This window comes from Coleofasciculus sp. G1-WW12-02, assembly GCF_040219735.1.
Lineage (GTDB): Bacteria > Cyanobacteriota > Cyanobacteriia > Cyanobacteriales > Coleofasciculaceae > Coleofasciculus.
This window is the reverse complement of record NZ_JAVJRX010000041.1, coordinates 1-23,968: the sequence shown is the minus strand read 5'-3', so window position 1 is coordinate 23,968 and position 23,968 is coordinate 1. Positions and strand designations below refer to the sequence as shown.

At 44.0% G+C, this 23,968-nt stretch carries 28 protein-coding genes and 1 tRNA gene; 18 read left to right on the top strand and 11 right to left on the bottom strand.

Annotated features, from left to right (window positions below):
* Positions 1-25 precede the first annotated feature (25 nt).
* The 3 genes from RID09_RS07120 (at position 26) to hemB (ending at position 2,098) form a co-directional block, all read left to right on the top strand.
* Entirely contained in the window at positions 26-463 is a 438-nt protein-coding gene (locus tag RID09_RS07120) for a Panacea domain-containing protein (RefSeq protein ID WP_446335252.1), read from the top strand.
* Positions 463-900 (top strand): hypothetical protein, encoded by a 438-nt coding sequence (locus RID09_RS07115; RefSeq protein WP_446335251.1) that lies wholly within the window; start codon positions 463-465, stop codon positions 898-900. The genes RID09_RS07120 and RID09_RS07115 overlap by 1 nt, the downstream gene beginning before the upstream one ends.
* Positions 901-1,114: 214 nt before the next feature.
* The gene (gene hemB, locus RID09_RS07110) at positions 1,115-2,098 is read left to right on the top strand and encodes a porphobilinogen synthase (RefSeq protein ID WP_446335250.1); all 984 of its coding nucleotides are present in this window, start codon (positions 1,115-1,117) and stop codon (positions 2,096-2,098) included.
* A 327-nt stretch (positions 2,099-2,425) separates the two neighbouring features.
* Here the strand turns inward: hemB and RID09_RS07105 are convergent, their stop codons facing one another.
* From RID09_RS07105 to RID09_RS07070, 8 genes are all read right to left on the bottom strand, one after another.
* Positions 2,426-3,382: an endo-1,4-beta-xylanase gene (locus RID09_RS07105; RefSeq protein ID WP_446335249.1), complete on the bottom strand. Its 957-nt coding sequence runs from the start codon at positions 3,380-3,382 to the stop codon at positions 2,426-2,428.
* A gap of 2 nt (positions 3,383-3,384) precedes the next feature.
* Positions 3,385-3,804: a hypothetical protein gene (locus RID09_RS07100; RefSeq protein WP_446335248.1), complete on the bottom strand. Its 420-nt coding sequence runs from the start codon at positions 3,802-3,804 to the stop codon at positions 3,385-3,387.
* Positions 3,773-4,861, bottom strand: coding sequence for a site-specific integrase (locus tag RID09_RS07095; protein ID WP_446335247.1), 1,089 nt, complete (start codon positions 4,859-4,861; stop codon positions 3,773-3,775). The genes RID09_RS07100 and RID09_RS07095 overlap by 32 nt, the downstream gene beginning before the upstream one ends.
* The gene (locus tag RID09_RS07090) at positions 4,858-7,518 is read right to left on the bottom strand and encodes a DnaB-like helicase N-terminal domain-containing protein (RefSeq protein WP_446335246.1); all 2,661 of its coding nucleotides are present in this window, start codon (positions 7,516-7,518) and stop codon (positions 4,858-4,860) included. The genes RID09_RS07095 and RID09_RS07090 overlap by 4 nt, the downstream gene beginning before the upstream one ends.
* A gap of 35 nt (positions 7,519-7,553) precedes the next feature.
* The gene (locus tag RID09_RS07085; protein ID WP_446335245.1) at positions 7,554-7,985 is read right to left on the bottom strand and encodes a hypothetical protein; all 432 of its coding nucleotides are present in this window, start codon (positions 7,983-7,985) and stop codon (positions 7,554-7,556) included.
* 61 nt (positions 7,986-8,046) lie between these two features.
* Complete coding sequence (locus RID09_RS07080) at positions 8,047-8,343, bottom strand: hypothetical protein (RefSeq protein WP_446335244.1); 297 nt, start codon at positions 8,341-8,343, stop codon at positions 8,047-8,049.
* Between the two features lie 720 nt (positions 8,344-9,063).
* Positions 9,064-9,375: a hypothetical protein gene (locus tag RID09_RS07075; RefSeq protein ID WP_446335243.1), complete on the bottom strand. Its 312-nt coding sequence runs from the start codon at positions 9,373-9,375 to the stop codon at positions 9,064-9,066.
* A gap of 123 nt (positions 9,376-9,498) precedes the next feature.
* Positions 9,499-9,774, bottom strand: a complete 276-nt coding sequence (locus RID09_RS07070; RefSeq protein WP_446335242.1) for a hypothetical protein — start codon at positions 9,772-9,774, stop codon at positions 9,499-9,501.
* Here RID09_RS07070 and RID09_RS07065 point away from each other — a divergent pair.
* The 5 genes from RID09_RS07065 (at position 9,759) to RID09_RS07045 (ending at position 11,925) form a co-directional block, all read left to right on the top strand.
* Positions 9,759-10,001 carry a helix-turn-helix domain-containing protein gene (locus RID09_RS07065; protein WP_446335241.1) on the top strand — a complete coding sequence of 81 codons (243 nt, stop codon included), beginning with the start codon at positions 9,759-9,761 and terminating at the stop codon, positions 9,999-10,001. The two genes, RID09_RS07070 and RID09_RS07065, sit on opposite strands and share 16 nt — an antisense overlap.
* Before the next feature lie 325 nt (positions 10,002-10,326).
* Positions 10,327-10,602 carry a hypothetical protein gene (locus tag RID09_RS07060; RefSeq protein WP_446335240.1) on the top strand — a complete coding sequence of 92 codons (276 nt, stop codon included), beginning with the start codon at positions 10,327-10,329 and terminating at the stop codon, positions 10,600-10,602.
* Positions 10,592-11,065, top strand: a complete 474-nt coding sequence (locus RID09_RS07055) for a hypothetical protein (RefSeq protein WP_446335239.1) — start codon at positions 10,592-10,594, stop codon at positions 11,063-11,065. The genes RID09_RS07060 and RID09_RS07055 overlap by 11 nt, the downstream gene beginning before the upstream one ends.
* Positions 11,055-11,234: a hypothetical protein gene (locus tag RID09_RS07050; RefSeq protein WP_446335238.1), complete on the top strand. Its 180-nt coding sequence runs from the start codon at positions 11,055-11,057 to the stop codon at positions 11,232-11,234. The genes RID09_RS07055 and RID09_RS07050 overlap by 11 nt, the downstream gene beginning before the upstream one ends.
* 79 nt (positions 11,235-11,313) lie before the next feature.
* Positions 11,314-11,925 (top strand): hypothetical protein, encoded by a 612-nt coding sequence (locus RID09_RS07045; protein WP_446335237.1) that lies wholly within the window; start codon positions 11,314-11,316, stop codon positions 11,923-11,925.
* Positions 11,926-13,331: 1,406 nt separating this feature from the next.
* Here RID09_RS07045 and RID09_RS07040 read toward each other — a convergent pair.
* Both RID09_RS07040 and RID09_RS07035 read right to left on the bottom strand, forming a co-directional pair.
* Positions 13,332-13,628, bottom strand: a complete 297-nt coding sequence (locus tag RID09_RS07040) for a hypothetical protein (RefSeq protein ID WP_446335236.1) — start codon at positions 13,626-13,628, stop codon at positions 13,332-13,334.
* Positions 13,629-13,633: 5 nt separating this feature from the next.
* A complete protein-coding gene (locus RID09_RS07035; protein WP_446335235.1) occupies positions 13,634-14,017 on the bottom strand; it encodes an FHA domain-containing protein in 384 nt (127 codons plus the stop codon).
* Positions 14,018-14,179: 162 nt separating this feature from the next.
* Here RID09_RS07035 and RID09_RS07030 point away from each other — a divergent pair, with 162 nt between their 5' ends.
* From RID09_RS07030 to RID09_RS07000, 7 genes are all read left to right on the top strand, one after another.
* The gene (locus RID09_RS07030) at positions 14,180-14,506 is read left to right on the top strand and encodes a hypothetical protein (RefSeq protein WP_446335234.1); all 327 of its coding nucleotides are present in this window, start codon (positions 14,180-14,182) and stop codon (positions 14,504-14,506) included.
* A gap of 62 nt (positions 14,507-14,568) precedes the next feature.
* Complete coding sequence (locus RID09_RS07025; protein ID WP_446335233.1) at positions 14,569-15,210, top strand: hypothetical protein; 642 nt, start codon at positions 14,569-14,571, stop codon at positions 15,208-15,210.
* A complete protein-coding gene (locus RID09_RS07020) occupies positions 15,211-15,528 on the top strand; it encodes a hypothetical protein (RefSeq protein WP_446335232.1) in 318 nt (105 codons plus the stop codon). It abuts the gene before it with no gap.
* Positions 15,476-16,054, top strand: coding sequence for a hypothetical protein (locus RID09_RS07015; protein WP_446335231.1), 579 nt, complete (start codon positions 15,476-15,478; stop codon positions 16,052-16,054). Before RID09_RS07020 ends, RID09_RS07015 begins: the two co-directional genes overlap by 53 nt.
* On the top strand, positions 16,054-17,334 hold the full coding sequence (locus RID09_RS07010) for a hypothetical protein (protein ID WP_446335230.1): 1,281 nt from the start codon (positions 16,054-16,056) through the stop codon (positions 17,332-17,334). Before RID09_RS07015 ends, RID09_RS07010 begins: the two co-directional genes overlap by 1 nt.
* A gap of 59 nt (positions 17,335-17,393) precedes the next feature.
* Complete coding sequence (locus RID09_RS07005) at positions 17,394-18,902, top strand: hypothetical protein (RefSeq protein ID WP_446335229.1); 1,509 nt, start codon at positions 17,394-17,396, stop codon at positions 18,900-18,902.
* A 4-nt stretch (positions 18,903-18,906) separates the two neighbouring features.
* Positions 18,907-20,430 (top strand): hypothetical protein, encoded by a 1,524-nt coding sequence (locus RID09_RS07000; protein ID WP_446335228.1) that lies wholly within the window; start codon positions 18,907-18,909, stop codon positions 20,428-20,430.
* Positions 20,431-20,572: 142 nt separating this feature from the next.
* Here the strand turns inward: RID09_RS07000 and RID09_RS06995 are convergent.
* A tRNA-His gene (locus tag RID09_RS06995) sits at positions 20,573-20,645 on the bottom strand.
* Positions 20,646-20,763: 118 nt separating this feature from the next.
* Between RID09_RS06995 and RID09_RS06990 the strand changes: the two genes are divergently transcribed.
* The 3 genes from RID09_RS06990 (at position 20,764) to RID09_RS06980 (ending at position 23,868) form a co-directional block, all read left to right on the top strand.
* Complete coding sequence (locus RID09_RS06990) at positions 20,764-21,162, top strand: DUF4359 domain-containing protein (RefSeq protein WP_446335227.1); 399 nt, start codon at positions 20,764-20,766, stop codon at positions 21,160-21,162.
* A gap of 203 nt (positions 21,163-21,365) precedes the next feature.
* Positions 21,366-22,823: an Asp-tRNA(Asn)/Glu-tRNA(Gln) amidotransferase subunit GatA gene (gatA, locus tag RID09_RS06985; protein WP_446335226.1), complete on the top strand. Its 1,458-nt coding sequence runs from the start codon at positions 21,366-21,368 to the stop codon at positions 22,821-22,823.
* A gap of 160 nt (positions 22,824-22,983) precedes the next feature.
* The gene (locus RID09_RS06980; protein WP_446335225.1) at positions 22,984-23,868 is read left to right on the top strand and encodes an alpha/beta hydrolase; all 885 of its coding nucleotides are present in this window, start codon (positions 22,984-22,986) and stop codon (positions 23,866-23,868) included.
* Positions 23,869-23,968 lie beyond the last annotated feature (100 nt).

Below are 23,968 nucleotides of genomic sequence, written 5' to 3'. Positions count from 1 at the left end.
GTCAGTCAGCTTTAGGAGCTTCACCATGTATCAAGCTTCGGATATAGCTAAATATTTCATTCACTATGCCAATCTTGAAGAGGACGGCATGATGACGAATTTAAAACTGCAAAAATTACTGTATTATGCCCAAGGGTTTCATTTGGCTTTGTTTAATCAGCCTCTTTTTCGAGAAGAAATTAAGGCATGGCAGTATGGTCCAGTAGTCGAAGAAATTTATCACGCCTATAAGGGATATTCGCGTAATCCTTTACCCGATCCTGAAAATTTCAATCCTGAAATAATTTCGCCAGAAATAAAGAATTTAATTGATGAAGTTTATAGCGTGTTTGGTAAATATACTGGTACTGTTTTAGCCAATCTTACTCATCAAGAAAAACCTTGGATGAATACAGGAATAAATCAAACCATTACTCATGAATTAATGAGTGACTATTTTAAGAGTCAGATTGTTGAGGATTGATGGGTAAAGGTAATAAAAATAGAATCAAAAACCCTTTTCCAAATCAGTCTAAAGTAAAAGGCAGGATTGCAGAACCTTCATCGAACAAGATTTTAAATTACGATGACTGTCATCCTGTTTTTTGTCTTCGGTATTTAGAGGATGACTACGGTCTGGATAAATGTACTAGGGATGAGCAGGCTGATCTGGCTAAGGCTCTGAGAAAACGAAGTCAAATGACTTGGCGACAAATTTGGGCAGCAGATCGGCATGGATTGGGTGCAGAAAAGATTGCGAGAACTAGCATAAAAGCTTCAATTCCTAAGCATATTACGGAAGATATCGACTTTTTTATTGCCCTAGGATTTTCGGGAAAGGCTCCAATGGTAGGTTATCGCATTAAGGATATTTTTCGGATTATTTGGTTAGATCCTAAATTCACTTTGTATAATCATTAAAGCTGAACGGGTCATAAGCCGATCAAAAGCTTGACAGATAAGGCATTTTATCCATTCAACTCAACCGACTGGAATGTTTGATGCGTCAAGCGAAGTAAGCGCTCACTACGAACGGCGCGATCGCGATGATGGCTATCCCTAGGGGAAGGCTCGTTCTACAATAGTCTTCTAGTCTAAAAATTTTCGGTTAATCCGTCTTTTCAAATCTTAACCTATGTTTCCCATTCATCGTCCTCGCCGTCTCCGCCAAACCACCCAGTTGCGTCGCATGGTGCGTGAACACATTGTTACCACTAGCGATCTCATCTATCCCTTGTTTGCTGTACCCGGTGAGGGAATCGCCAAAGAAGTCAAATCTATGCCGGGAGTCTACCAGTTATCGGTAGACAAAATTGTGGAAGAGGCTAAGGAAGTTTACGATCTTGGTATTCCATCGATTATTCTATTTGGCATTCCTGATAACAAAGATGTGGAAGCCACTGGTGCATGGCATGATTGTGGCATTGTCCAGAAAGCCGCGACAGCCGTTAAAGAAGCGGTGCCAGACTTGGTAATTATTGCCGATACCTGTTTGTGTGAATACACCAGTCATGGACATTGTGGGTATCTTGAAGTCGGGGATTTAAGCGGGCGGGTTCTTAACGATCCCACCTTAGAACTGCTGAAGAAAACCGCCGTCTCTCAAGCCAAAGCTGGGGCGGATATTATTGCTCCATCGGGGATGATGGATGGTTTTGTCCAAGCAATTCGGGCAGGATTGGATGAAGCTGGATTCCAGGAAACGCCGATTCTTTCTTATGCGGCGAAGTATGCCTCTGCTTATTATGGACCCTTTCGGGATGCCGCCGAGTCAGCGCCACAATTTGGCGATCGCCGCACCTATCAAATGGACCCCGCCAATAGCCAGGAAGCCCTCAAGGAAATAGAATTGGATATTGCAGAAGGGGCAGATATGCTGATGATTAAGCCCGCGCTGGCGTATATGGATATTATCTGGCGGGTGAAGGAAGCCACGAATTTACCAGTTGCCGCGTACAATGTATCGGGTGAATATTCGATGGTCAAAGCGGCTGCCCTCAATGGCTGGATTGACGAACAAAAGGTGGTGATGGAAACCTTGACTGGATTTAAGCGATCGGGCGCTGATTTAATTCTGACGTACCATGCCAAAGACGCTGCCCGTTGGCTACAGGAGTAGCGATGATTTCACAGTAGAGACGTTGCATGCAACGTCTCTACGCACTTCGGTTTCTATAAATACTTTCTGACGGGTAATTCGGGTAAACTTCGATAGGCACAAGTTAACCAAGACTCCGTGATAACAATATTGCCGTATCAGGATATATTGCAGTATCAGGATTTTTTCGACTTAAACTAAGGCAATATTAGGGAAAATTTACTTCCCTGCTGCCATATTAAGGGCGAACGATGGGACTCGAACCCACGAATGGTGGAACCACAATCCATTCTGGGGTAGCAGGCATAGAGGAGATTTTATTTTCGATCGCCGTCAGCGCTTCCGGTCTTAAATGGTTGCCGTGTTTAGCAATAATTGAGCGGATAGCTTGGGGTTGAACCCTTCATCCCATAGCCCAGCCTTGCATCGATTACCTATCCAATTCCATGGAGCCGCATCAAATGCGCTCCAAAAGCCTATCATCTTGCACTCTGGAATGAGTGCCTCAATTATTATTTTGTAGCCTTGATACTGTAGCAGGTCGATGTTATAGGGTTGAAGCATTAACCCTATTGCGTACTTGCGTATCCATTCCTTTTTTCTGTCGTATCTAATATATGGCGGACTCTTTTTTATAAGGTGTTTTTTAGATAAAATTTTTTCTGGCTGCCAGACAACGGTCTCTGGGGCGACAATTACCATTTCTGGGAAATCTCTCTTTATTTTCCGTATCCAGTTTAGGGCTAACCAAATATTTAGGCTTAATGGATTCCCCCTAACGGGGGGAACTAGGTTGGACATCAACTGAACCGAAATGCCGTCTACTGGTACTTCCTTTAGTTTTGCCGCATACAGGAACTCATACAGCTTCCTCCACTTTCTTCCGTCCCGGTAGTAGTCTGCGTAAAACAATGTAGTCCCTGGGGAGTAGTTTTTCGCAATCAAAAAACATTCTTCAATCTGGCTCTGTGACCAGTTTTTTCTGAAGCGACCGCTATCGGCAATTACTTCGTGGACACATTCCCATTCACTTATTTCAGGGAACTGCCTTAACTTTGATTCTATTACTCGATCGAAGGCTTCCTTTGGATATTTCCTTGTGGACAAGTTAGAAATTAAATGGTTGCCCCTCAATATCTTATTATTATCTAGCGCGAATTCGCTGATTTTTTTTGCTTTTTTGACTTGACCTAAACCGTCAAAGCCTGAGTCTACATACAAGTATGCAAAGTTTTCTATTAATAAGTCTCTGTATCGCTTGTTTTTTATTAGCAAGCTTTCTTTTACACTGGAACCGTAAAGCATAACTAGCTTAATCTTTTCAACAATTCTTCGGCTATAGAACAACAGGAGAGGCAACACTCTCCGCAGTCTATTTCTTTTTGTCCACACTTACAAAACATAATTTCCCTGAGCCTATAGGAATAGTTATCATCAACAAACTCAATAGGTATTTCATTTAATGTACCTTTTACTTGTTCTAGGAAGCGTATTGTATAGGTATTTATTCCGTAGCGTGTCTCAAGGGAAGCACCTACAAAAACCCAAGCATGACCCCTGATGCCGGATAAGCCAAAAACTGCCTCAGACCATCCATACACGGGTTCAATTTCATTCGTTCCGCTAGGCTTACTTCCAGTTTGTTGATAGACCTCTCCGACCGCAATCCATCCACTGTAATAAAGGCATAATCCATCAGTTCTTCTTGGCAATACTAGTAGGGTCATCGTGTTCGTGTATCCGGTTAAACGCTTCCTCGTGAATTGATTGGTCAATCCATCTGTGATAAATCTTATCGTGGATTTGCCGAGAATGTCCCATTTGTTTAGCCGCAAGAGTTACATCTAGTCCCATCTCTAAAGTCCGAATAGCCCACTTATGCCGAAGATCATACGGATTAAAGGGAATTTTATATTTTTTAAATTGCTTGAGGATTTTAGCTCCATAAGCTGAATTATTTTTGCCCGTAAGACTTGGCATTTGCACGTAATACAATTCCCATTTCTCCCACCACTCAGCAGGAAATGGATAAACAGTCCTTGATCCTGTTTTTCCATCAGTTACCCAGACATTTGGGTTCATCTTAATAACTCCCTCTATGTCAATGAGGAATACTTCGTGGGGGCGTAAGCCATAAGTTGCTAAAACTCCGTAAACCCACTGCCAAGTAGGGTCTTTGATCAGGTCTCGACATTTAATTATCAACCGATCGTCCGGTAAGTCCCTAGGTTTTAGTTCCTTGGGAGAGTACTTGCTGAGTCCATTGAAATTTGCTTCATAACCCGCAAATCTACACAAGCTGCCTAATGCCATTACATAGCGTTGTCTCGCCCGACTATTTGGCTGGGTTTTTCCAATCAACCTAAGACAATTTTCTATTGTCAGTGGCTCGTCTTGAGGAAGCTTTGCAAATGTGAGCCTGTAGTCCTTGTCCCAGGTTGTTTCAGATTTTGGCGTTCTTTGGCGACGATTAAAGTAGTCATTTTCAAACCTTTCTACCCATTTCTTTACTGAAATTGGGAACTGAGGTTGAAGACGCAAATACGTGTCCCACGAGAATGATTTGGTAGCGATCGCTGCCCCTATCTTAAAAGCCTCTTGCTTTGCAAAGTCTAATCCATCGGCATTTGCATAAACACCCAAGCTGATCTCCTGTTGGTGTGGAGGGCGATCGCTTCCCGGCTTGGCTGGTAGTGTAGCCCGCAGATATAAACGTCGCCCTTTTTGGCGAATGGCTACGCCTATATTTAATGATTTGAGTTGTTTGTTGATCTCTAGATTCATTTGATAACCTCGAATTCATCAGGCAAAAGAGCCTTACTGGGAGGGCAACCATATCTCTCTACCCACTTTTTCGATCGCTTGTCCCATCTGACAAACCATTTATGGTTTTTGCATCGTTGTGCCAAAACTCCCGTGTATTCTCCGTAGCGAACCTGAGTCCCAGTCCGTAATGGTTCGTGTTGAAATCTGAGAACTTCCAATTCAGACGGATTTAACTTCCGTACTGTATCGGCGCCATCTTTAATCTCAACCTCTTTTGGCGACAGTGTTTTTTTTGCGACAATCATAGTAGTACCGTTTCTGGTTAAGCGATCGCCCACTTGTATCCGGTCGAATATCTCTCTAGGTTCTGGTGCTTTGGCTTCTGCCCCAGGGTCGGGTTCAAGACCAGGTTCCAGTGTTTTGGCTTCTGCCCCAGGGTCGGGTTCAAGACCAGGTTCCAGTGTTTTGGCTTCTGCCCCAGGGTCGGGTTCAAGACCAGGTTCCAGTGTTTTGGCTTCTGCCCCAGGGTCGGGTTCAAGACCAGGTTCCAGTGCTTTGGCTTCTGCCCCAGGGTCGGGTTCAATACAGTCGTCTTCCTGAAGATCTACCCAATCCATGTATCCCTCAAAGCCGTCATCAAAACTGCAATAGGCATAGAGACTATTTGATATTCCCGGAAATGGTCGAAAGTCTATCAAAACACCACGCTGTATCAGGCAAGAGTTAATTATCCCCCAGTCAGGATTATTCATGTCATGAACGATTCGGTGTCCTTTTCCAATACTAAGCTTACGTAACACCTGCTGTTTTTGAACTTTGTTTAAGTCCGCCGCGTTCCGCAATACTTCCCAGGGGTTGCTGCCCCTAATTTCCAAAAGATCTTGGATGAGTCGGATCATCTCGCTGACTAATTCGGGTTCATCAATGCGATCGCCCGCTGGCGCTTCGGGTTCGGGTTCCATATCCAGGTCAGCCCCTGGCGCTTCGGGTTCCGCCCCGGTACCAGGTATATGATCTTCACCACCATTGTCTCGTTCGCCCGCTGGCGTTTCCGGTTCGGGTTTACCCCCACCCCCATCGTCTCGCTCAACCCAATATAAGTTTCGGTTTCCTTTCCGGGCTTTCGATATGATTCCATCGGATGCCATCTGGTATGCCGCCCGTCTGGTACTGTCACTCGAAAGATTTAACGTTTCTGAAATCTCTCTAGTTTCATATCGAACGTTCGCATTTTTTTGGAGAAATGCGAAAATTTGCTCCTTGATAGAACTTTCGGGCGAGAACCAACCAGTGGTTTCTTCTAAAAAATTCCATTCTCCTGCTTCCCAGTCAGCTTCAACCAAGTAGGTGGTCGGGCGTCTGCTGCGGCTTTTGGTTATGGAAACTAATCTTTTCCCCGAACTCGGTGGGCTTCCCTGTAGCCGCTCGATTTTCATTACAGTGCTAGCAGCGGCTTCCAGTGCGGTAGTCCCCCTTGCCTGTCCATCCCTGTTGCTGTGATGAATTACCCCAATCCAGCAATTGAACTTCCCAGCATACTCGCGCATTGCAAGGATTGGCTTAGCATATCTCGAATCGGATTCCTCCACGCAACTGTACTGGGAAACCGAAGATAAGCTGTCGATCAAAACTGCGTCTGGGCGATAGTCCTTCAATTCTCGAAGCAATCGCGGCATTTCTTCAACAGTCCAAGTTGTTAAAAATTCTACCTGCAGACCAGCCTGCATTCCATAAGATTGAAGTGTTTCTATTGTCTCTGGTTTAGTTTCGTCTGTCTGAATTATAAGGACTCTCCCTGGTCTTGGGACTGCGAAAGTTCCACACTCCGATTTTAAGTCTAAACCTTTGGCGACCTTCATCAAAAGTCCAATCAGAAACCGAGTCTTTGAATCCCCAGCCTTACCGTGCAGTAAGGTTAAGGATTTTCGTGGCATAAATCCGTAAAGTAGCCACTTCTGAGAGTCATCCTCGTGTTGCAGTAATTCTTCCCAGGTATATCGCGGTTCTGAATCTTTGTGAACTAAATGCTTGAAGTAGATGTCTTCTAATGTTTTGGCGTTTAGCCTGTATTGTTTGGCTAGTTTTCCTAAGTCCCAGGCCCTTTTTCCTGGATTGTCCTCGTATAAGATAATTTTCTCAGCTTTGTCCATCAATTGGGAGTATTCAGCCTCGCTTTTATCCTCTGTCTGAAGAGCGACAATCCTTTCTAGTCTTTTTCTTGTGAGTTCAATTAAATCGCTAGTTTCGTTCGCCTGATCTAGTGACAGGGAGACTAACTCGTTTCCGGACTGAATAAATAATCTCCGGACGAATTTGTCCCGCACCAGCGCCGCGTATCGGTCAATATTAACGGCACTAACAGTGCGCTCAAGCAACTGTGCTATTTTGTTCTGACCCCCCACCTTGTCTAATGACTTATGGTCATACAACCAAGAGGTAACTGTCATAAAATCCGTAGGGCTACCACCCTCACGTAGGGCAATAGCTGCCCTATATATTTCCTGATGAGCCGGAACGTAAAACATCTCAGGAGACAATATATTGATCACTCGATCCAGAGCATTTGGATCGAGCATTATCCCTCCCAATATTGGCTCCTCCGCATCTATTACTTGCGGTGGAATCGTGTTATAATTGGACTGTAATTGAAGTTTCGGAACAGTATACTCGCTCATAGTTTTTTAGGGGGCTAACCCTCTCTTTTTTTTTGTCAATTTTCGCGCAGTCCGCCTAGCACTAGCACTGCGCTACCGCTTTCTGGACGACTTTCTTCTTCTGGGTTTTTCAAAAAGTCTAGGTAGACTCTTGACTCAAGCTGATTGGGTTTCCGGCAAGGATACGACGATGATTTACTGACACAGCGCAACCCTTTTGCCGATAAAGAATCAATGACCTCTTGTGCTATATCCTCGGTGAACCGACCGTCGCTCCATATTCTAATCCGAATAACTTCGGTGGGTGGGTCAGCACCCTCAAAGGTTAATTCCTCCCATTCTTTGGTCTTAGAGTTCCAGTAATATTTCCGCTCGTTTAGAAGTCGATAAAGTTCTTCATTGTCATTGATCTGATCAAGGATGTCAGTGTCTACATTGAGACTGCATGCAACAATCTCGGCTTTTGTGAATTTTGCTGTTCTTTTCATTCTGTAAATTTTCATTCCCTCGACTACATAATTCAAAGGGGAAAATTTCCCATTTATCCAATTATTCTGCTGCACTCTGTGATTCTTTCCATTCGTAGATCCGGACAACCTTATCGACAAAGGATTCAAGCTCGTTGTAAGATGGTTCGCCAAAACGAACGAAGTAGCACCCGATAAAGGTGGCAAACAGCCCGTGCCAATTTGCACTAGAAAACTCTCCGTCCAGTAGTGAATCGGCTTTTTGAGAGAGAGCATTCGCATTTGTTCTCGCCGATTCGACTAAGTATGGATTTATTTGCCGATCCACACTCCTGGCGGCTAAAATAGCCAATTCAATTGCTTTCCTAAATTCGTCCACAATTACCCTGGTTGTGATTACTTAGTCGTTCGAGCAAGAGGTGAAAGTCTTTTTGTGCCAGAATCTCTCGACTTATGATTCCTTCAGTCGATCGAAATTCAATGTATCTAATCCCCAAAGAGCTTATGTACTCCTCAAAAAAAGCCGTGGAAGCTGGCTTTAAGCTGTAATCCGCGCATACTTTCTGAGATGCGTATTTAAAGTCCCCAGAAAAAGTGTATTTAGACGGGTACAGGCTAAAGGCTGACACCACGCAACCCACATCAAAATGCCTTAAGGTTAAAAGAGCCTTAGACGCTTCTCGCGTTCCAAGTCGCCAATGAAATAGAACTCGAACTGGTTCGCCCTGGTGACGTTTTTGGTCTTCTCGGAAAAAATCTTCTAGAGCTCCCATGCTTTTCATTTGGGTAAAAAGGAGAGTGACCTCCCCCAGTTCAATAGAAAAAATAAGTTTCTTGTTCGGCTTTAGGCTAGAGTTCGCCTAGCACTGCGCTGCCGTTTTCTATGCGGGTTTGTTCTTCTGGTTTTTCAAAAGGGTGGGCCAGCACCCTCGAAGGTCATTTCTTCCCATTCTTTGGCCTTAGAGTTCCAGTAATAGCTCCTCTCGTTTAGGATGCGGTACATTTTTTTGTTTTCAAGGCTCCCTAGGGTCTCCGTTATGTTTAACTTAAGAGTCGCAGCAATTTTTTTGGCTTTTATATATTTGTCCGTTCTCTTCATTTAGGCGCTCCTATGCTTTTCTTCCGCTCTAATCCAACCCTCAAGCCGCTGGGCCCTCTCGGTCAAAGCCACAATTTCTTTCTTTGTTGGTTCCTTGAAGGTTGCATGAACCCCCAGCAGGTTAACGTACATCTCTAGCCACTCAAAGTTTTGTCGCCACGCTTCGACGGTCTGATCATTGATCTCTGCTTTTTGAAGGATGATGTCTGTCCGATTAAATGCCGCTCCAATTTGGTGGGGATTACAGCGTCTGTCCCCTTGGGTAAGCTGAGCAATAATTGCCCTGGTTAAGTTCGCCCTGATTAGTTCCATTAATAAAAGGGGGAGTTAGCCTCCCCCACCTCCAATTACACAAATTACACAAATCTTATTCGGCTTTAGACTAGAGTTCGCCTGCTGGCGGGCGATTGCACCTTAGTTCATAGGCAATTAGGTCTAGGGTTGTTGCCAGGGAGATGACGAAACATTGAGCTTGCATGACACGGGCGTCAGTCGCCGGCTATCGGGCGATCGCGGTTTGCCATATTTGTAAAATTCAATACATTTAACATTTGTTGCGATCGCGATCGCTGAGTTGAGCGTCGCGATACAGTATGGTTCGCAGGTTAGGGGGTTCCTCCCGTACCACCGATGGTTCCCCCTAACCTGCTGTGGTTTGTGGGAGAACCGGACAGAAATGTCCGGTTCTATGTAAAATGGTAAATGATTCATCTTCATATAGCAACCCTTCCGCGAAAACCTTGAAGGAACTAAGGTCACGCTTAAAACTGACACAATCTCAATTAGCTAGTGCGCTTGGTACAACTGAGCGCAGTATTAGGCGCTACGAGAAAGGCGAGGTTGTCTTCAGCCTCGACTTACTGCAATTCAAGGTTTTCATGAAGTTGATGAACCAAGCAGGAATGTCACTTGACGACCTACCGGACCCACCATCATGAAACATACGGAACAGATAGAGTATTGCTTTTGGCGCTTACTAATTTATGAACTAAAGTACCCCCGCCCAGATGTATTGACAGAATCGCACTGGTTTAAATGGCTGCCTTTACGGTGCAGAGTTGCCCTGAATGTTGTCCTCAGATTCAGGACTTCGGTACCCAGCGGAATAACTTCTCCGGAGTGGAGCGATCGTTGGGGAGGATGGTATGACGAAATACCATTCTGATGAAAATGAATAATGACTACTAACGTTTGCACACGCTTTCCGGGTTATACCGCCAAGGTGCAGGCAAGTGTTAACGACCTACCAGACTCACCACCAAAATGAACAACTTTATCTGCCTTTCGAGCTACGCAATCAACCTAAATCGCGTCAATTATATTAAATGGAATTTCCCTGATCACGAAGGTGTCCCAAGTATTCACATTGTATTTGACTGTGACGATATTTTTATAAAGCATGATACTGAGGACGCTCGATTCCTACTCAACCACTTCCAGCAAAAGGTAACAGACTTGGATTCTGAACGGCAACAAGTCTATCAACTCATTGGTGAAGCGCTTGCGAAGGAACTGGAGGCACTCGACGATGAAACTTGATGATCCAAGTGATTTTACTCAATTCGAGGTAAGGTTTTATGGATTGACTTGGGTGACCGCCTGTTTTGTGCCAACCCACATTAACAAGCTACTTCTTTTGGCAAAAACGCCAGAAGAAGTAGAAAAAATAAGCTGTAACTCTGAAGCTGAGCTTGCTGCTTTACTAAACCCCGGCGATGAATTTTTGGTATGTGATACGGCGTGTGAATTAATGGCAGATGTTCTTTCTGCTAAAAAGGTTGACTTTTCGGTTGTTTGCGGCATCAACGATATTGGTGACGCCCACTCGTATATTCAGATAGGACAAAATCGGTACGACCCGACACACCAAGGATTCGGAGATGAGTGCATCCCTATCCCTAGCGAAATAACTGATCCGCCAATGTACCCAGACCACTCATGTGATCCATTTGATAGATTGAATCGTACCACCAATGAGGAGGCACAAAATCATGGATCTTAAATTTCTACCCGTTCACCTTTACTGTGTTGAAGAACCCGACAACTTCCTAAAATTGTGCCTATTGACCAGAAAGTTTATTTGGACATACCGCACTAATTTGTACTGGGATATATGGGAGAAATACCGAGGTGAACATAGGCGGAAAATTCGCCAAACTAAAGAAAACTAAAAATTGGTAATTAGAAGTCGCAAAGATTAATCAATAGATATAATTAAGCTCATGTAGTGTACAATAAAAAGGTAACTATATGAGCTTAATTAAAATGTTTAAGACGCTACTTCCTGACTCCTTAAATATTTTAAATGACTTAGAAAAAAAGCTTGGTTTTTATGCGTCGCGGCGACTGAACAAAAAGAAACCTGATGAATATCTAGAAATTTTAAAGTCAAGAGAATTAATAGACGACTTAAAGATATTCAGTGAACGTATCTCATTTTTCCTGAAAACAAGCCTAAAGGAATTTAAGGCAGAATTCATCCAGCAGGAATTCTCTTGCCTGGTTTCGGACTTTAACTTATTTATATTAAAGTCAAAAGATGACTGCAACCTAAGAAAACTCCCTGGTGAAATATTTAATCTTCTTGACACTACACTAAACATCCTTGTTGAGTCGGTTGACTTTGCGATCCAGTTTAGTTTGTTCAATTCCCGCCAGGGGTTCACAGAAAAGCTTTTTGGCTTACCTAAAGCTGCTAAGGTTATGATTCGGGGTCAATGGGTGCATATATTGGCGTGTGTGGGAAAAGCTTTGGTGAGGATAATCAAGAAAGCTCCCGTATTTCCCTTGGTCTTGACTGTAGCGAAAGCAAATTGGCAGTCTGTAATAAAGGGTAGACAATTGAATCTTGGACAGGCATAGCAGGAGTTGCCAGTTAACCGCACACCGTGATCACACTTCCAATGGTTCCGTTAACCAAACGTTAACCAAATAACCGATCCGATCCGCTTGTGATCCATAGGATCGGTTGCGTGGATCGGTTCCAGAACACTTATCCGACAAGGTTTTCAGCCAAAACCGATCCACCGATCATCAAAAATGCTCAAAATGAATCAACAAAAAACTCAAAAATTGAGGATTGGATGATCGGTTCTCCTAAAACGCCCATCGTACAAGGATTTAAAACCGATCCATCAAACCGATCCACAACCGATCCTCTGATCGGATGATCGGTTGTGGATCAATAGGAAGCTTGAGCATTTTGGCGCGGGACTTGCCCAACCGAACTGCACCCCCCTTAGAGAGCGATCGCACTGGCGAGGGCGGATCTCATTATCGATCGGGGTAACTTTGTACGTAATCACCGCCAGGGGGAAATTGAATTGCCCTGGGGAGAAGCAAGCTTGTCCAAGCTAAATGCTTTTTATATTGCAATTAAAAAGCAGTCCTAGTTTTTTCAGGATCAACCGCGACCGTCCCCCCATTACAAGTAAAACAGTATCGCGTTTGCCCTTTTACAATACTAGGGTGACTATACTTGGCTTCAATCCAGCGATCGCCAGGAAGCTTGATGTAGTATATTTGTCCTGGTTTCAGCGCCGTTGACTTGACCGTGGGGCGATCTTCAATTAACTGCCGTGCCCGCCTCACCTCTTTCCAAACAGGCCACGGAAGAAGGAGTAAAGCTATAAACGCAAAGCCAGGAACCTTGATCAGGTAGGGTTGTACGGGCGGCACTAAAAACGGGATAAGCCAATAAAGCCGAAGTTTTTCCCGATATCCAAATTTGCTAATTAACAACCACCACATTAAGACCCATAAGGAATAGGCTATCAACCGAGGGGGTAGCCCTAGTAGCCAGTCTCTAAAATCCATAAACCTTCTAAGGAGAGCTAAGGGGAGGCGGCTCTCCTTGTCGCCCCCCTAGCCTATTTTAAACAAACTCCAGCTCCTTTAGTTGGAACCAGACTCTGCACGACTCGCTGTTGTGCCGCAGATGGTAAAACCTGTCAAGAACCTTTATTGAGGTTCCGTTAAAGTTCAAGTAGTACTCTTTCTCTAGGTAATCTAAGGCTGGCAATTTCCTAATAGGTTTTAATTTCCCTATTTTTTTCTTCAGATCAATTAGTTGAAAGGTTGGTTGTAAGTCAGTAGTCTTCTGTGGCAAATAGATCCCATGCTGCTGTAACAACCTGTCTTTGAGGCGTTTACTCGCCGGATTGCGTTTAATTATCAAGTCGGATTTGTTTACTATGATTCCAGCAGGTAGACTGTGGTTATCTACAAATCCGATAATTTCAATTAGTTGACTTATACTTAATGACGGGCTAAAGAGTTTCATCTTTACTTGGCTTATTCAATACAATTAAAACTGCAATAATTAAAGCAAGTGAATTGTTATCTTGACTTGATGGATGGTTCTCCATCAAGTCCTCTGCTTTAACTACAGCGTCAATTCGCCGCAACTCTCCCTCTATTTCGCTTTGTTTTTGCTGAATTGGGGCAATTTCTTTGTCCAAAAGCAACTGAAATTCCAGAATTTTTTCTCGAAAACGACTAGAGTTATACAGCAGACCGACTCCTAATGCCACGGCAAACTCCACAAATCCGATAACTTGTTCCATTTTATTTAGCCACTAGGAATAGTTGACTGAGAATCCATCTTTTTCTCATTAGTTAAAACAAAGAAACTAATAATTGAGCCTCCGACTCTTATAAAGTCTCCATTAAACAAAGGGCAATTGTGTTTTGTTGTTCCCTGCTTGATTAGGTGTTTGCCATTAAGTAAGCACCCATTCGTAGAAGGGGAGGTTCCATCTCCATCAAAAAGCCAAAAAACTCGCTCCCCTGTTCCTGCCAAAGGAACCCTGATGCTTATCAGGCACTGGATGGCGGAAACAGACCGATCTGGAATTACAATATTGCACAAGTCAGAGTTTCTCCCCACTACCAATAGCCTTAAGCGAGAAACATCCAACTGTTCTCCTTGATTGACTTTAATTTCAAACTTCATTTTAACTTGATCTTTGCCTTGTTGACTTAGATTGATTTAGTCCTAAGATAACGTTTGGAACCCCCCGAAAAAATTGCGAAACCCTAGGGTTTCGCTTGGCGGTTCCAGGAGCTTTCACGCTATCTTAAGAACATCTAACTCAAGAAGAAAAGAGAGCCAGAAATGATCCTGTCTGACGATACTATCGTGCGTTTTGACGTAGAATCTGAAAATCCATTAGGGCAGAAATTGTGTGAGGCGAGGGTCTTGTCGGAGGAGGTGCGGGTACGGCTTGGCTGGATGGGAAGCTATGCCCTAACCGACAAAACTAGCATCAACTACATAGCTGAAGGGGCTACATGTCAGGTGCTAACTCCAACGGGGTATCAAAAGGGAGTTATTAAGGTTGAGCTGACCTTTTATCCCTTAAGCCCTGAAACTCAAGAAGTGCCTTCCCCCCCTACGGCATCCCTACGCCCCCGTCCACAAGCTCAACCCGTAGAAGCGTGACAGCCTGAAAGTTTGTCTGAAAATCTAGAGTTGCACGTATCACCCTTAAAAAATAAAAAAACATGCCCAGCAATGATGTATACCGAGCGCGGCCGCCGGTTTATGTAACCGCAATCCCCGGCGCAGCATGGCGATACGGTTACAGAAGCCCAGTATCTGAATCCGAAAAGACGGATTTAGGCATCGAGGATGCCATTACCGCAGCAGGCGGCTATGTGGATGGAGTTCTATTTGGAGTCGATAGACCGACACCAGCCCAATTGAGGAAGGTTTCCGCAACGGAGGGGTATGATGGATCTTACTGCTCGGCGGACAGAATAAACGCAGCCCTTGGTCTAGGATATCGAATGGTTCATCCGATACTAAGAAGATTCGGGAATCCGGGGGGAACACGAAGCCGAACCGTATACGTGGATACCCGACCAATTGATCCGGGAACTGGGGAGCCATCGGGAACCGGATACAGGAAAGCCTGGACTCTACCCCAATATTTAATTGCCCGAATTAATGCTGATCAAGCGACATTGGGGCATGAGTTTAGTGATGGAAAAGAGGACGATTTAGTTTGGGGAGCTGACGAGCTTTTCGGACCTCGCCGCGCCCGAAAACTTTTTATCAGTGCCGAAGGGAGACCTTCGTACTCGGAGACCTTCGTAGCTCCATCTAGAGAGGACAATCTACCTACTGGATGGTCTCTTGTATAAATGCTAGTTTTTGATGAAACGGGAAAACCCCAATTTGAAGTCAGGATTGAGCCAAGGCTTATCATCCTGCCAGAAGATCCTGACTTCTTTATTGACCGAATTTCTCCAGACTGGCGATCGCTTGCCAGTCAGACTAACGGAGAATTTTGCATAATTGGCAGGAACGGTTTAGCGCTACCAGCTACCTGGAAGGAAACCGACGAGTATTTGTATGGCGGAGAGTATGACATGGAGCTAGATCGCCAAGCTAACGCCGAGCAGCTATATGGGGTGGATACAAGCCGAGCCAGTTCTTACAAATGGAAGAATCCTTTTTGACACAGAGCTTTGCTCAAAAGTAGCAATAGAGATCTCAGTAAACCCACCAAGACCTACCTGGGATTTTGCTGGATGGATTTTTCCGCTTTATTTCGATGATTTCTTGGGGGAAGTTCAGGGAAGATGGCTAAAGATCTATCTGAAAAAGCGGCAGGTGCTTTTGATAGATACTCGCGAAATCTTCACAAAATTTTCCTTGGTTTTCGAGCCAGTACATTGGTTCAAGAATAGTCTTGTATCAATATCTTTTTGGTATTGGCGACCTCTCGACGTAATATTTAGCTCTGAATTCGTCATAAGAAATACCCAAGAAATACTGCCACTTAACCCCAATAGGAAACACTATTTTTTGGCAAATTTAGGAACTGGAGAGTTGAAGTATTCTTGGGGCTTGCCTACTATAGCAAACGCCGTATTGGGGTTAGGGGAGACAATTCAAGAGGAAAACACAAAAATCAAACAACCTTTAGTTGTATCAAGTGACACAGAAACCAGAGTAAAAGTAATGGAAAGGAGCGAAATATAATGGTAGGTGATTTTAGGTTTGGGAACAAAGTCTTATCAGATTATGCGTTTGGTCTCAATGCTCAACAGTTTGAAGTTTTAACGCCTGACACATCCAATCCTGACAAAATACTTTATACAATCAATCAATTCCCCAGAAACCTGGTAAAAGTAAAAATACAAGGATTTGATATACAAGACCAAGACCCGGCTAATTCCGGTGTGAATTTAAAGTCTTTTCCTTTTGACTTAGTTCTTACTGATATACTGGAAGGCTCGCAGGGAATTTTAATCATTGAGAATCTTGCGGAGACGAAACTATTTTTTGAGCCAACCTTAACCTTGACCCAAGGAAGTGATATTTCGATAAATACAAGCGGAACAACGGTTCTAGAATATATCTACAGTAACGGCGTCTATCATTTTAAGAGCACGTATAAGCCTCCTTCGATCAATTACCTTGATCGTCCAACACTAATAATAGACAATTCTGTTCCTCCTGTTCCAGGGCGTACCTTCAATACTTTAAGAGACTGTGTGAGGTTTATCATTGTCAACGCTAGAATCCACGCAAGCGACCTGATGTTTGAAGGAGATAGCTCCCTTGATTCGGTAACGGTTGAAATTTATCCAGGGTTAGGAGAGTATAAAGAACCCTTTCTTGTTACGAATTTTGAAAATATTGGAGTTAGATTTGTTGGAATTGTAGATGCAAATGGCAATAAGCCTTTTTTTAATGCCACAGGAACAAAGGTTCAATTCAAAAGGACTGTAAGAATAACCAATAGTAACGTTACTTTAGAGAATTTAGCTTTTGGAAGAAGCGATGAAGGTAGTGTCCTGTTTTTGGCGGTTCGAGGCTCTGAAGTTTTAGTAAAGGACTGTCGTTTTGAGAACAATAGTCTAGATAATTCCAAAGGTTTAATTCAGTCTTCTATGAACTCAAGAGTTGCCGTTGTCGGCAAGCTTGAAGTAATCAGTGCTTCGCAACAAGAAGGATCATTTTTTATAGCAGATAGTTTTTCTGCGATTAACTTTCAGAATGTTTTTGCTAATTCTGACACTATAAAGGCTGGGAAGAACAACGAAAATGGGGGTATGAGCATAAGAACAAATTCTCCTATCACCTGGGACACAATATTTCAAGCAAAACAATACTCCTTCATTTCGGTCTCCAGTTATATTGATGGAGCAACAGACGGAACTCCAAGGTACAATACTGGTGATATACTTTACTCCACATTTTCAAAAATAGAGTCGGGATCTGAGCTGACGAACAACTCTACCAAGTTTCCGGGATAAGGGCTTTATCGTGTTGCGCTATACTACATTAAGCAGTAACAGTAGTAGCAGCAGATAAAATGGGATTTTCTCAGCAACCCCTTGGAATTGCGTGGATAACTGCTTTGAATCGAGCTATTGAGTTCGTTGATCTATCGATCAATCGGTGGCGCACCCTGCCAGCCGAAAAATACGCAGATGGAATTGTTCCGCCTGATCTAGAGCGATTCCTTCAGTTTTACAAGCAATTTATGCCGGAGTGGGTAATTACTTATGATGATTTAGCTAGATTTTTCATCATTCCAGAGAATGAATTGGCAACAGCCACCGGACTTATCGTGCTTGACGAATTGAGATTCGTCCGTGCCAGGATGGGAGAACTTCCGAAAGTTTATTTTGAAGAGAGAGTAGACCCGCCACCGCCTGAACCTGACACTGACGCAAGTGAATGCGAACGGTTGATAGCCGCCCTTGAGAATATACAGTCAATCCCTTCTGCGGAAGAAATACGGCAAATTGTAACCGAAGTAATTCAGCCCCTTGGATTTGAGATATTGCAGCAGGGAAACTATATACGACAAGAAATCAAACCAGCAGCAAGAGATGCAGGGCTTGCCGCTTCAGCTCTTTTTCCCGGTCAAGCACCAGAAGAAAGACGCCGATCTGTATTTCAAGAATTTTTCGCAATTTGGAATTTTCCCAAAAGCTTTCCAGAGTCGCTCGTACAAAAATTTGATAATAAAGGTAATCCTGTTAAGCCGGGAACTAAGACTGTCAATAATTTAATGGACTTTTTCGAGTGGGTAGTTTTAGTGTTTGAGGAAGTCTTAGGAGAATTCCCGACCTCAATTGAATTTGTTACCTCGAAAGAAGAAAAGCCAGTACTAGATGACGAAGGTAATCCAGTACTAGATGCAGATGGAAACCCAGAGACTAAGTTAGAAGTCAAGAAGGAGGTCGTTAGGTTCCCAAACCTAGCCGAAATATTGTCTGAGATTGCGCCGCTGGTTTACCAGTCGTATACGAACACAGAGAAGTTGATCGAACTGTCCAGTAAAACTTTGATTGAGGCTGGGAGTACAAAGTCAATTTGTACCAAAAACTTCTATCATCTTAAAGCCGTAGAACGGTTTACGGGAATGGTTACGCAGCAAAAAACAAAAAAAATCCCCCTGCTGTTTACTGCGGGACAAAAAAACTTACTCGGCTTCAGCAAATCTTCTAAAGCTGAAATTGATATCATTGAATGGAACAACGAAAAGGACATAGGCTTAAAAGAGATATTGCAAGAGCTTTTATTTGCGGCAAAAATAATACGGGGAGTTTATTGGCAAGCACTGCCGAATGATACGGAGTCAGCAGCTGCTAGAATTAAGGAGATAATTCGACAGGAAGTTAACTTTGATGAAAAATTGACACAAAGATCAATAAAAAATGAACAAGAATCTTATAGGAAGATAGAAAGGGCTTTTACCAGCGAAGCGGGAATAGGGGATACAACGGATTATTGGGGCGGAACCTTGGAGAATACAGTAGAAATTCGACAGATCACAAAAGCCCCTGATAACTCAGAAGAAGAGGAGCCTTAAGGAGATGGCTTTTGACATATTTGATAATTTAGATAATTTGCCAAGCAGAGAAATACGGCAAATTGTAACCGGAGCCATACACGGGATTCGTCAAGTTGACGATTTTTTGATTGAAACTGAAGATGCAGAAAAGGAAGATGGTGGCTTAATACCAGGGATTATTAATGGATTATTTCGATTTGGAAAAATGCTATTTGAGAAAGTTTTTCCAGCTATTGGTAATTTTATAGAGTGGACTTTATCTGGACTTTGGGGGTTAATCGTAAGTGGAACCCAAACATTGTGGAATTTTAACTGGAACGTCACAAACGAGGAACTGCAACAGCAGATCGACGCGGCTAACGTGGCGTTAGCCGGAACTTTAGGAGAAACAATAGGAACTACTTCAGGACAGCTTGTCTGTGGCGTCTTACCTGGCTCCCTTTTGTTAAAATTCAACCAGTCTTTGGGGCTTTACGCGCTCAAGGAAGTAGGAGAGGAAATCCTAGACGAATTAGCCAGTAATTTGGCGACTTTAGTTACTTTAACTGGTCAGCAATTGGCTAGAGTTTCATTTTCGTTTCTTTTTCAAAAAGTTCGGGATAAGTTTTTCCCAAATAGAGGAGAATCGGAGCCGTGGTCGTTCGCGATCGCCTGGGAGAACTTTGTAGATGAGATCGATAACGAACGACTACAAGAGTTTGTAGAAAGCTTATTCGAAGGGGCAACTGAAGCTTGCGCGAATATTGGCTACATCTTATGGGGTGGCGTGGACAATTGGCTCGTTCAATCTCGGCTGCAGCCGAACCCGCTGGGCACAGAGAGCTTAATTGAGCTGCAACTTAACAAAAGCGTTCCGAACAACGACACGTCGATTCGGAATCGACAGTTAATCTATGGGCCATCGACTTTGTTGGGGTATGAAGCTGTTAATCGAATCGAGTCTGATCGGCAACTTCAACAAGTTCGCCAGTTTCAACAAACTCTGCCAGATAGACCAACTCAGAGAGAAAAGGGTTTGATCTGTGTTGGCTATAGCCGAGCCAATGCAAAATCAGGTGAGAGCTTTAATGAAACCCAAATTAGTTTTAGGACAAAAGAAGATATTGAGGATCTTTTGCCCTCTGTATCGCGAATTTATGCCTTGCGGACTAGAGACGAGTTCGCAAAGCCTCCACTAATAATTAAGAGAGGAAAGATTAGGGCTTCCTATGGAGAGCCAAGATTTGGACTTTCGGCTAGAGGGTACATGGTACTTAATGAAGCGGAAGGGCGCAAACTGTTCTCTGCATTGGTTAAATCTGCAACGGGTAGGGAACCAAAATGGAATAGGCTGAATTTTACCAACAATGCAGAGCCTACAGAGACCTTCGATCAAACTCCGCCAGACGAAAGAATTGCCGGAGAATTATATCCCGGCGTAGTCGAGGGCGCAGAGATAGAGCTTGTCCCACGATATTGTAAGCTTGTCTGTGGTCCTAGAGTAAGTTTTACTTTATGGGACTTAACGGGAAAACTTCCCCGCGACCTTCACACAATAGACATCTAAAAATTAAGCGATCGCACTAATTAGGGAAGCTTTAGGGAAGGTCGCAGGGAGAAAACCCTCAGTAAGTAGCTATACCACCCTTTAAAAGCGTATAGCTTAGGGAAGCATTAGGGTAGCCTTCCTAAGCAATCCCTGAAACTAGGGCGAACGATGGGACTCGAACCCACGAATGGTGGAACCACAATCCACTGCCTTAACCTCTTGGCTACGCTCGCCATACGGTTTATTAGTATAGCATCAAGTCGGGGAGTTGCACCAGTATTTATTGGTAATTTACCGGAACTCATAAGCTAGAGGGGAAAGTCATAACCAATGGAAGCTTGACTGAGTGACATGAAATCATTAAAAATTATTACAGTCTTGGGTGGAACGGCGTTAGTTGTGCTAGGAGTTGGACTAGCGTTGACGAATCCGGGTAAGGAGTCTTATGAGGAGTACGCCGTTGAACAACTCAGCACCTACCTCAAAGATGAAGTCTGCACTCAAACCCCCAAGCAATTGGAGTTTCTCAACCCTGATCCCGAATTCCTCAAGCGTCAATGCCAATCCCTCGTGGATACGGGACGCCCCCAAATTCAGCAAATTATTGACCAGCAGACAGAACAACAAAACTGGGTAATTTTCAGCATTTACCGCACCGATATTAACATCAGTCCCTTATTGCCCGCTTATCATTTTGAAACAGTGGGAGCTTTTCAACAGTTTTTGACCTATCAGGCGCAGAAAAAATAATGAATTCGAGTTTGTAATCAGTTTTGGTTTGAGTACACCACGGTTCTCAGGATACGGTGAACCATCAATCCTGTAGCTAGCTTGGCGCTTAACGAGTATCCTCTAGCTGTCTGGGAGTAAAGGAGTGCGATAAACCATTAATCCTGAATTTTTGCCAAAATACGAAAGGCAAACATGGTAAATCAGTATAAATAGGTACAAGCATGGCATCCATTCGTGAGCTGCACCAACAAATTATCGACAAAGAACGCACAAGTGTTGAAATCACGCAAGACGCCCTCGACCGAATTCAGGCGCTAGAACCCAAAGTCCATAGCTTTTTGCATATTACTGCAGACCATGCCCTAGAACAGGCACGTCAAGTGGATGCCAAAATCGCGGCTGGGGAAGAGATTGGCATGTTGGCTGGGATTCCAATTGGCATCAAGGATAATATGTGTACCCAGGGTATTCCCACCACCTGCGCCTCTCGGATTCTGGAAAACTTTGTCCCGCCTTATGAGTCTACCGTGACTCAAAAACTTAAGGATGCGGGTGCTGTCATGGTTGGCAAAACCAACTTGGATGAATTTGCCATGGGGAGTTCCTGCGAAACCTCTAGCTATCAACAGACGGCGAATCCATGGGACTTATCCCGCGTTCCGGGGGGTTCCTCTGGGGGTTCGGCTACCGCTGTTGCGGCTAGCGAATGTGTGGTTGCTCTCGGTTCCGATACAGGGGGTTCAATTCGCTTACCGGCGTCATTCTGTGGGATTGTCGGGATGAAACCCACTTACGGCTTAGTGTCTCGTTATGGTTTAGTCGCTTATGCGTCGTCGTTGGATCAAATTGGTCCGTTTGGACGAACAGTAGAAGATGCGGCTATTTTACTTAATGCGATCGCAGGCTATGATCCGAATGATTCAACCAGTCTCAAGCTGGAGATTCCTGACTATACCAAATCCCTGCAACCTGATTTAAAATCCATTGGTCTCAAAATTGGCATTATTAAAGAAACCTTTGGTGAAGGCTTAGAGCCCATCATTGCCAAAGCTGTTCAAAACGCCATTGAACAGCTCAAAAGCCTAGGCGCTGAAGTACAAGAAATTTCTTGTCCCCGATTTCGCTATGGGTTACCCGCTTACTATATTATTGCTCCCAGCGAAGCCTCAGCCAACCTAGCTCGCTACGATGGCGTCAAGTATGGATTTCGCACGCCGGAAGCAGAAAATCTCCTGGAAATGTACAAAAAAACTCGTGCAGCCGGGTTCGGGGCGGAAGTCAAGCGCCGGATTATGTTGGGTACTTATGCTCTATCCGCCGGCTATTATGACGCTTATTACCTGAAAGCACAAAAAGTTCGCACTCTAATTAAGCAAGACTTCGAGCAGGCGTTTGAAAAGGTTGATGTTTTAGTTTGTCCCACCGCCCCCACTACTGCATTTAAAGCGGGAGAAAAAACCTCAGATCCGTTAACCATGTACTTATCTGACTTAATGACAATTCCCGTTAACTTAGCCGGATTACCAGGAATGAGTATTCCCTGTGGATATGATGACCAAGGATTACCTATTGGTTTGCAGCTAATTGGGAAAGTTTTGGGAGAACAACAGTTATTTCAAGTCGCCTATGCTTACGAACAATCTACGGATTGGCATCTCAAGCAACCACCGCTTAAATAGAGCAGGGGGAGCTGGTAAAGACGTAAGGCGTGGAACTATGGTGAGCAGGGGGAGACAATTTTTCGGGGCGGGTTTGACCGATAACATTATCGAGAAAACCGATAACTTGACTCGCGCCCGCCCTGCTGGAAAAACAAGGTGAGTCAAAAATAGCATCAAGATGAAGAATTATATTTTCTTTCGGGGAAAGAGGTTACTAATCCTAGCGGGAATTGTCGCCATCGTTTATCTATTAGCCTGCATCTCTATCCGGTTAGGGCAAAATCGGCTAGTTTTTGTTCCCTCTAAGACGATTAAAACCACACCAGCAGACTTGGGATTGAGTTATCAGGAGGTGTGGATACCTGTTTCTCCTGGAAAGCAAGAACGTCTCCATGGGTGGTGGATTCCCGCCACCTCCCCCCAAATCGGGGTGCTGCTTTATTTACATGGGAATGGGGAAAATATCGGCGCGAATGTCGAACAGGCTATGGAATTTCACCAATTGGGTTTGGATGTCTTGTTATTTGACTACCGAGGCTATGGTGAAAGTGACGGGAAGTTTCCCACTGAAACCCAAGTTTACCAAGATGCTCAAGTAGCGTGGGATTATCTGGTGCAGCAAAAGGGTATTCCTCCCCAGGATATTTTCGTATATGGTCAATCTTTAGGGGGCGCGATCGCAATCGATTTAGCGGTGAGAAATCCCAGCATCCGGGGTTTAATTGTGGAAAGTACATTTACCTCAATGCGGGATATGGTCGATCATCAGAGAATCTATAGTTTATTTCCGGCTGATTTGCTGCTGACGCAAAAGTTTAACTCGAAAAGCAAAGTTAGCTCTCTCAAAATGCCGGTTCTTTTGATTCACGGTACGAGTGACCCCGTTGTACCTGCTTACATGAGCCGAGTTTTATTTGATACCATAACGGGTTCAAAACAACTCTTCCTTGTTCCTGATGCGGATCATTATAATGTGGCTCCTGTAGCCGGTAAAGAATATCAGCAGAGAATTCGAGCGTTTATTCAACAAAATCGCGGGAATCCTCGCCCTCAACTCTCGTAGGGCGAGGAGGGATAGAGGGATGCCGGAAGAATGGAGGCATCCAATTTTTTACGCTACGCATAGACCGTTATTCCTCCTGATTAACTTGACCTTGCTAGGA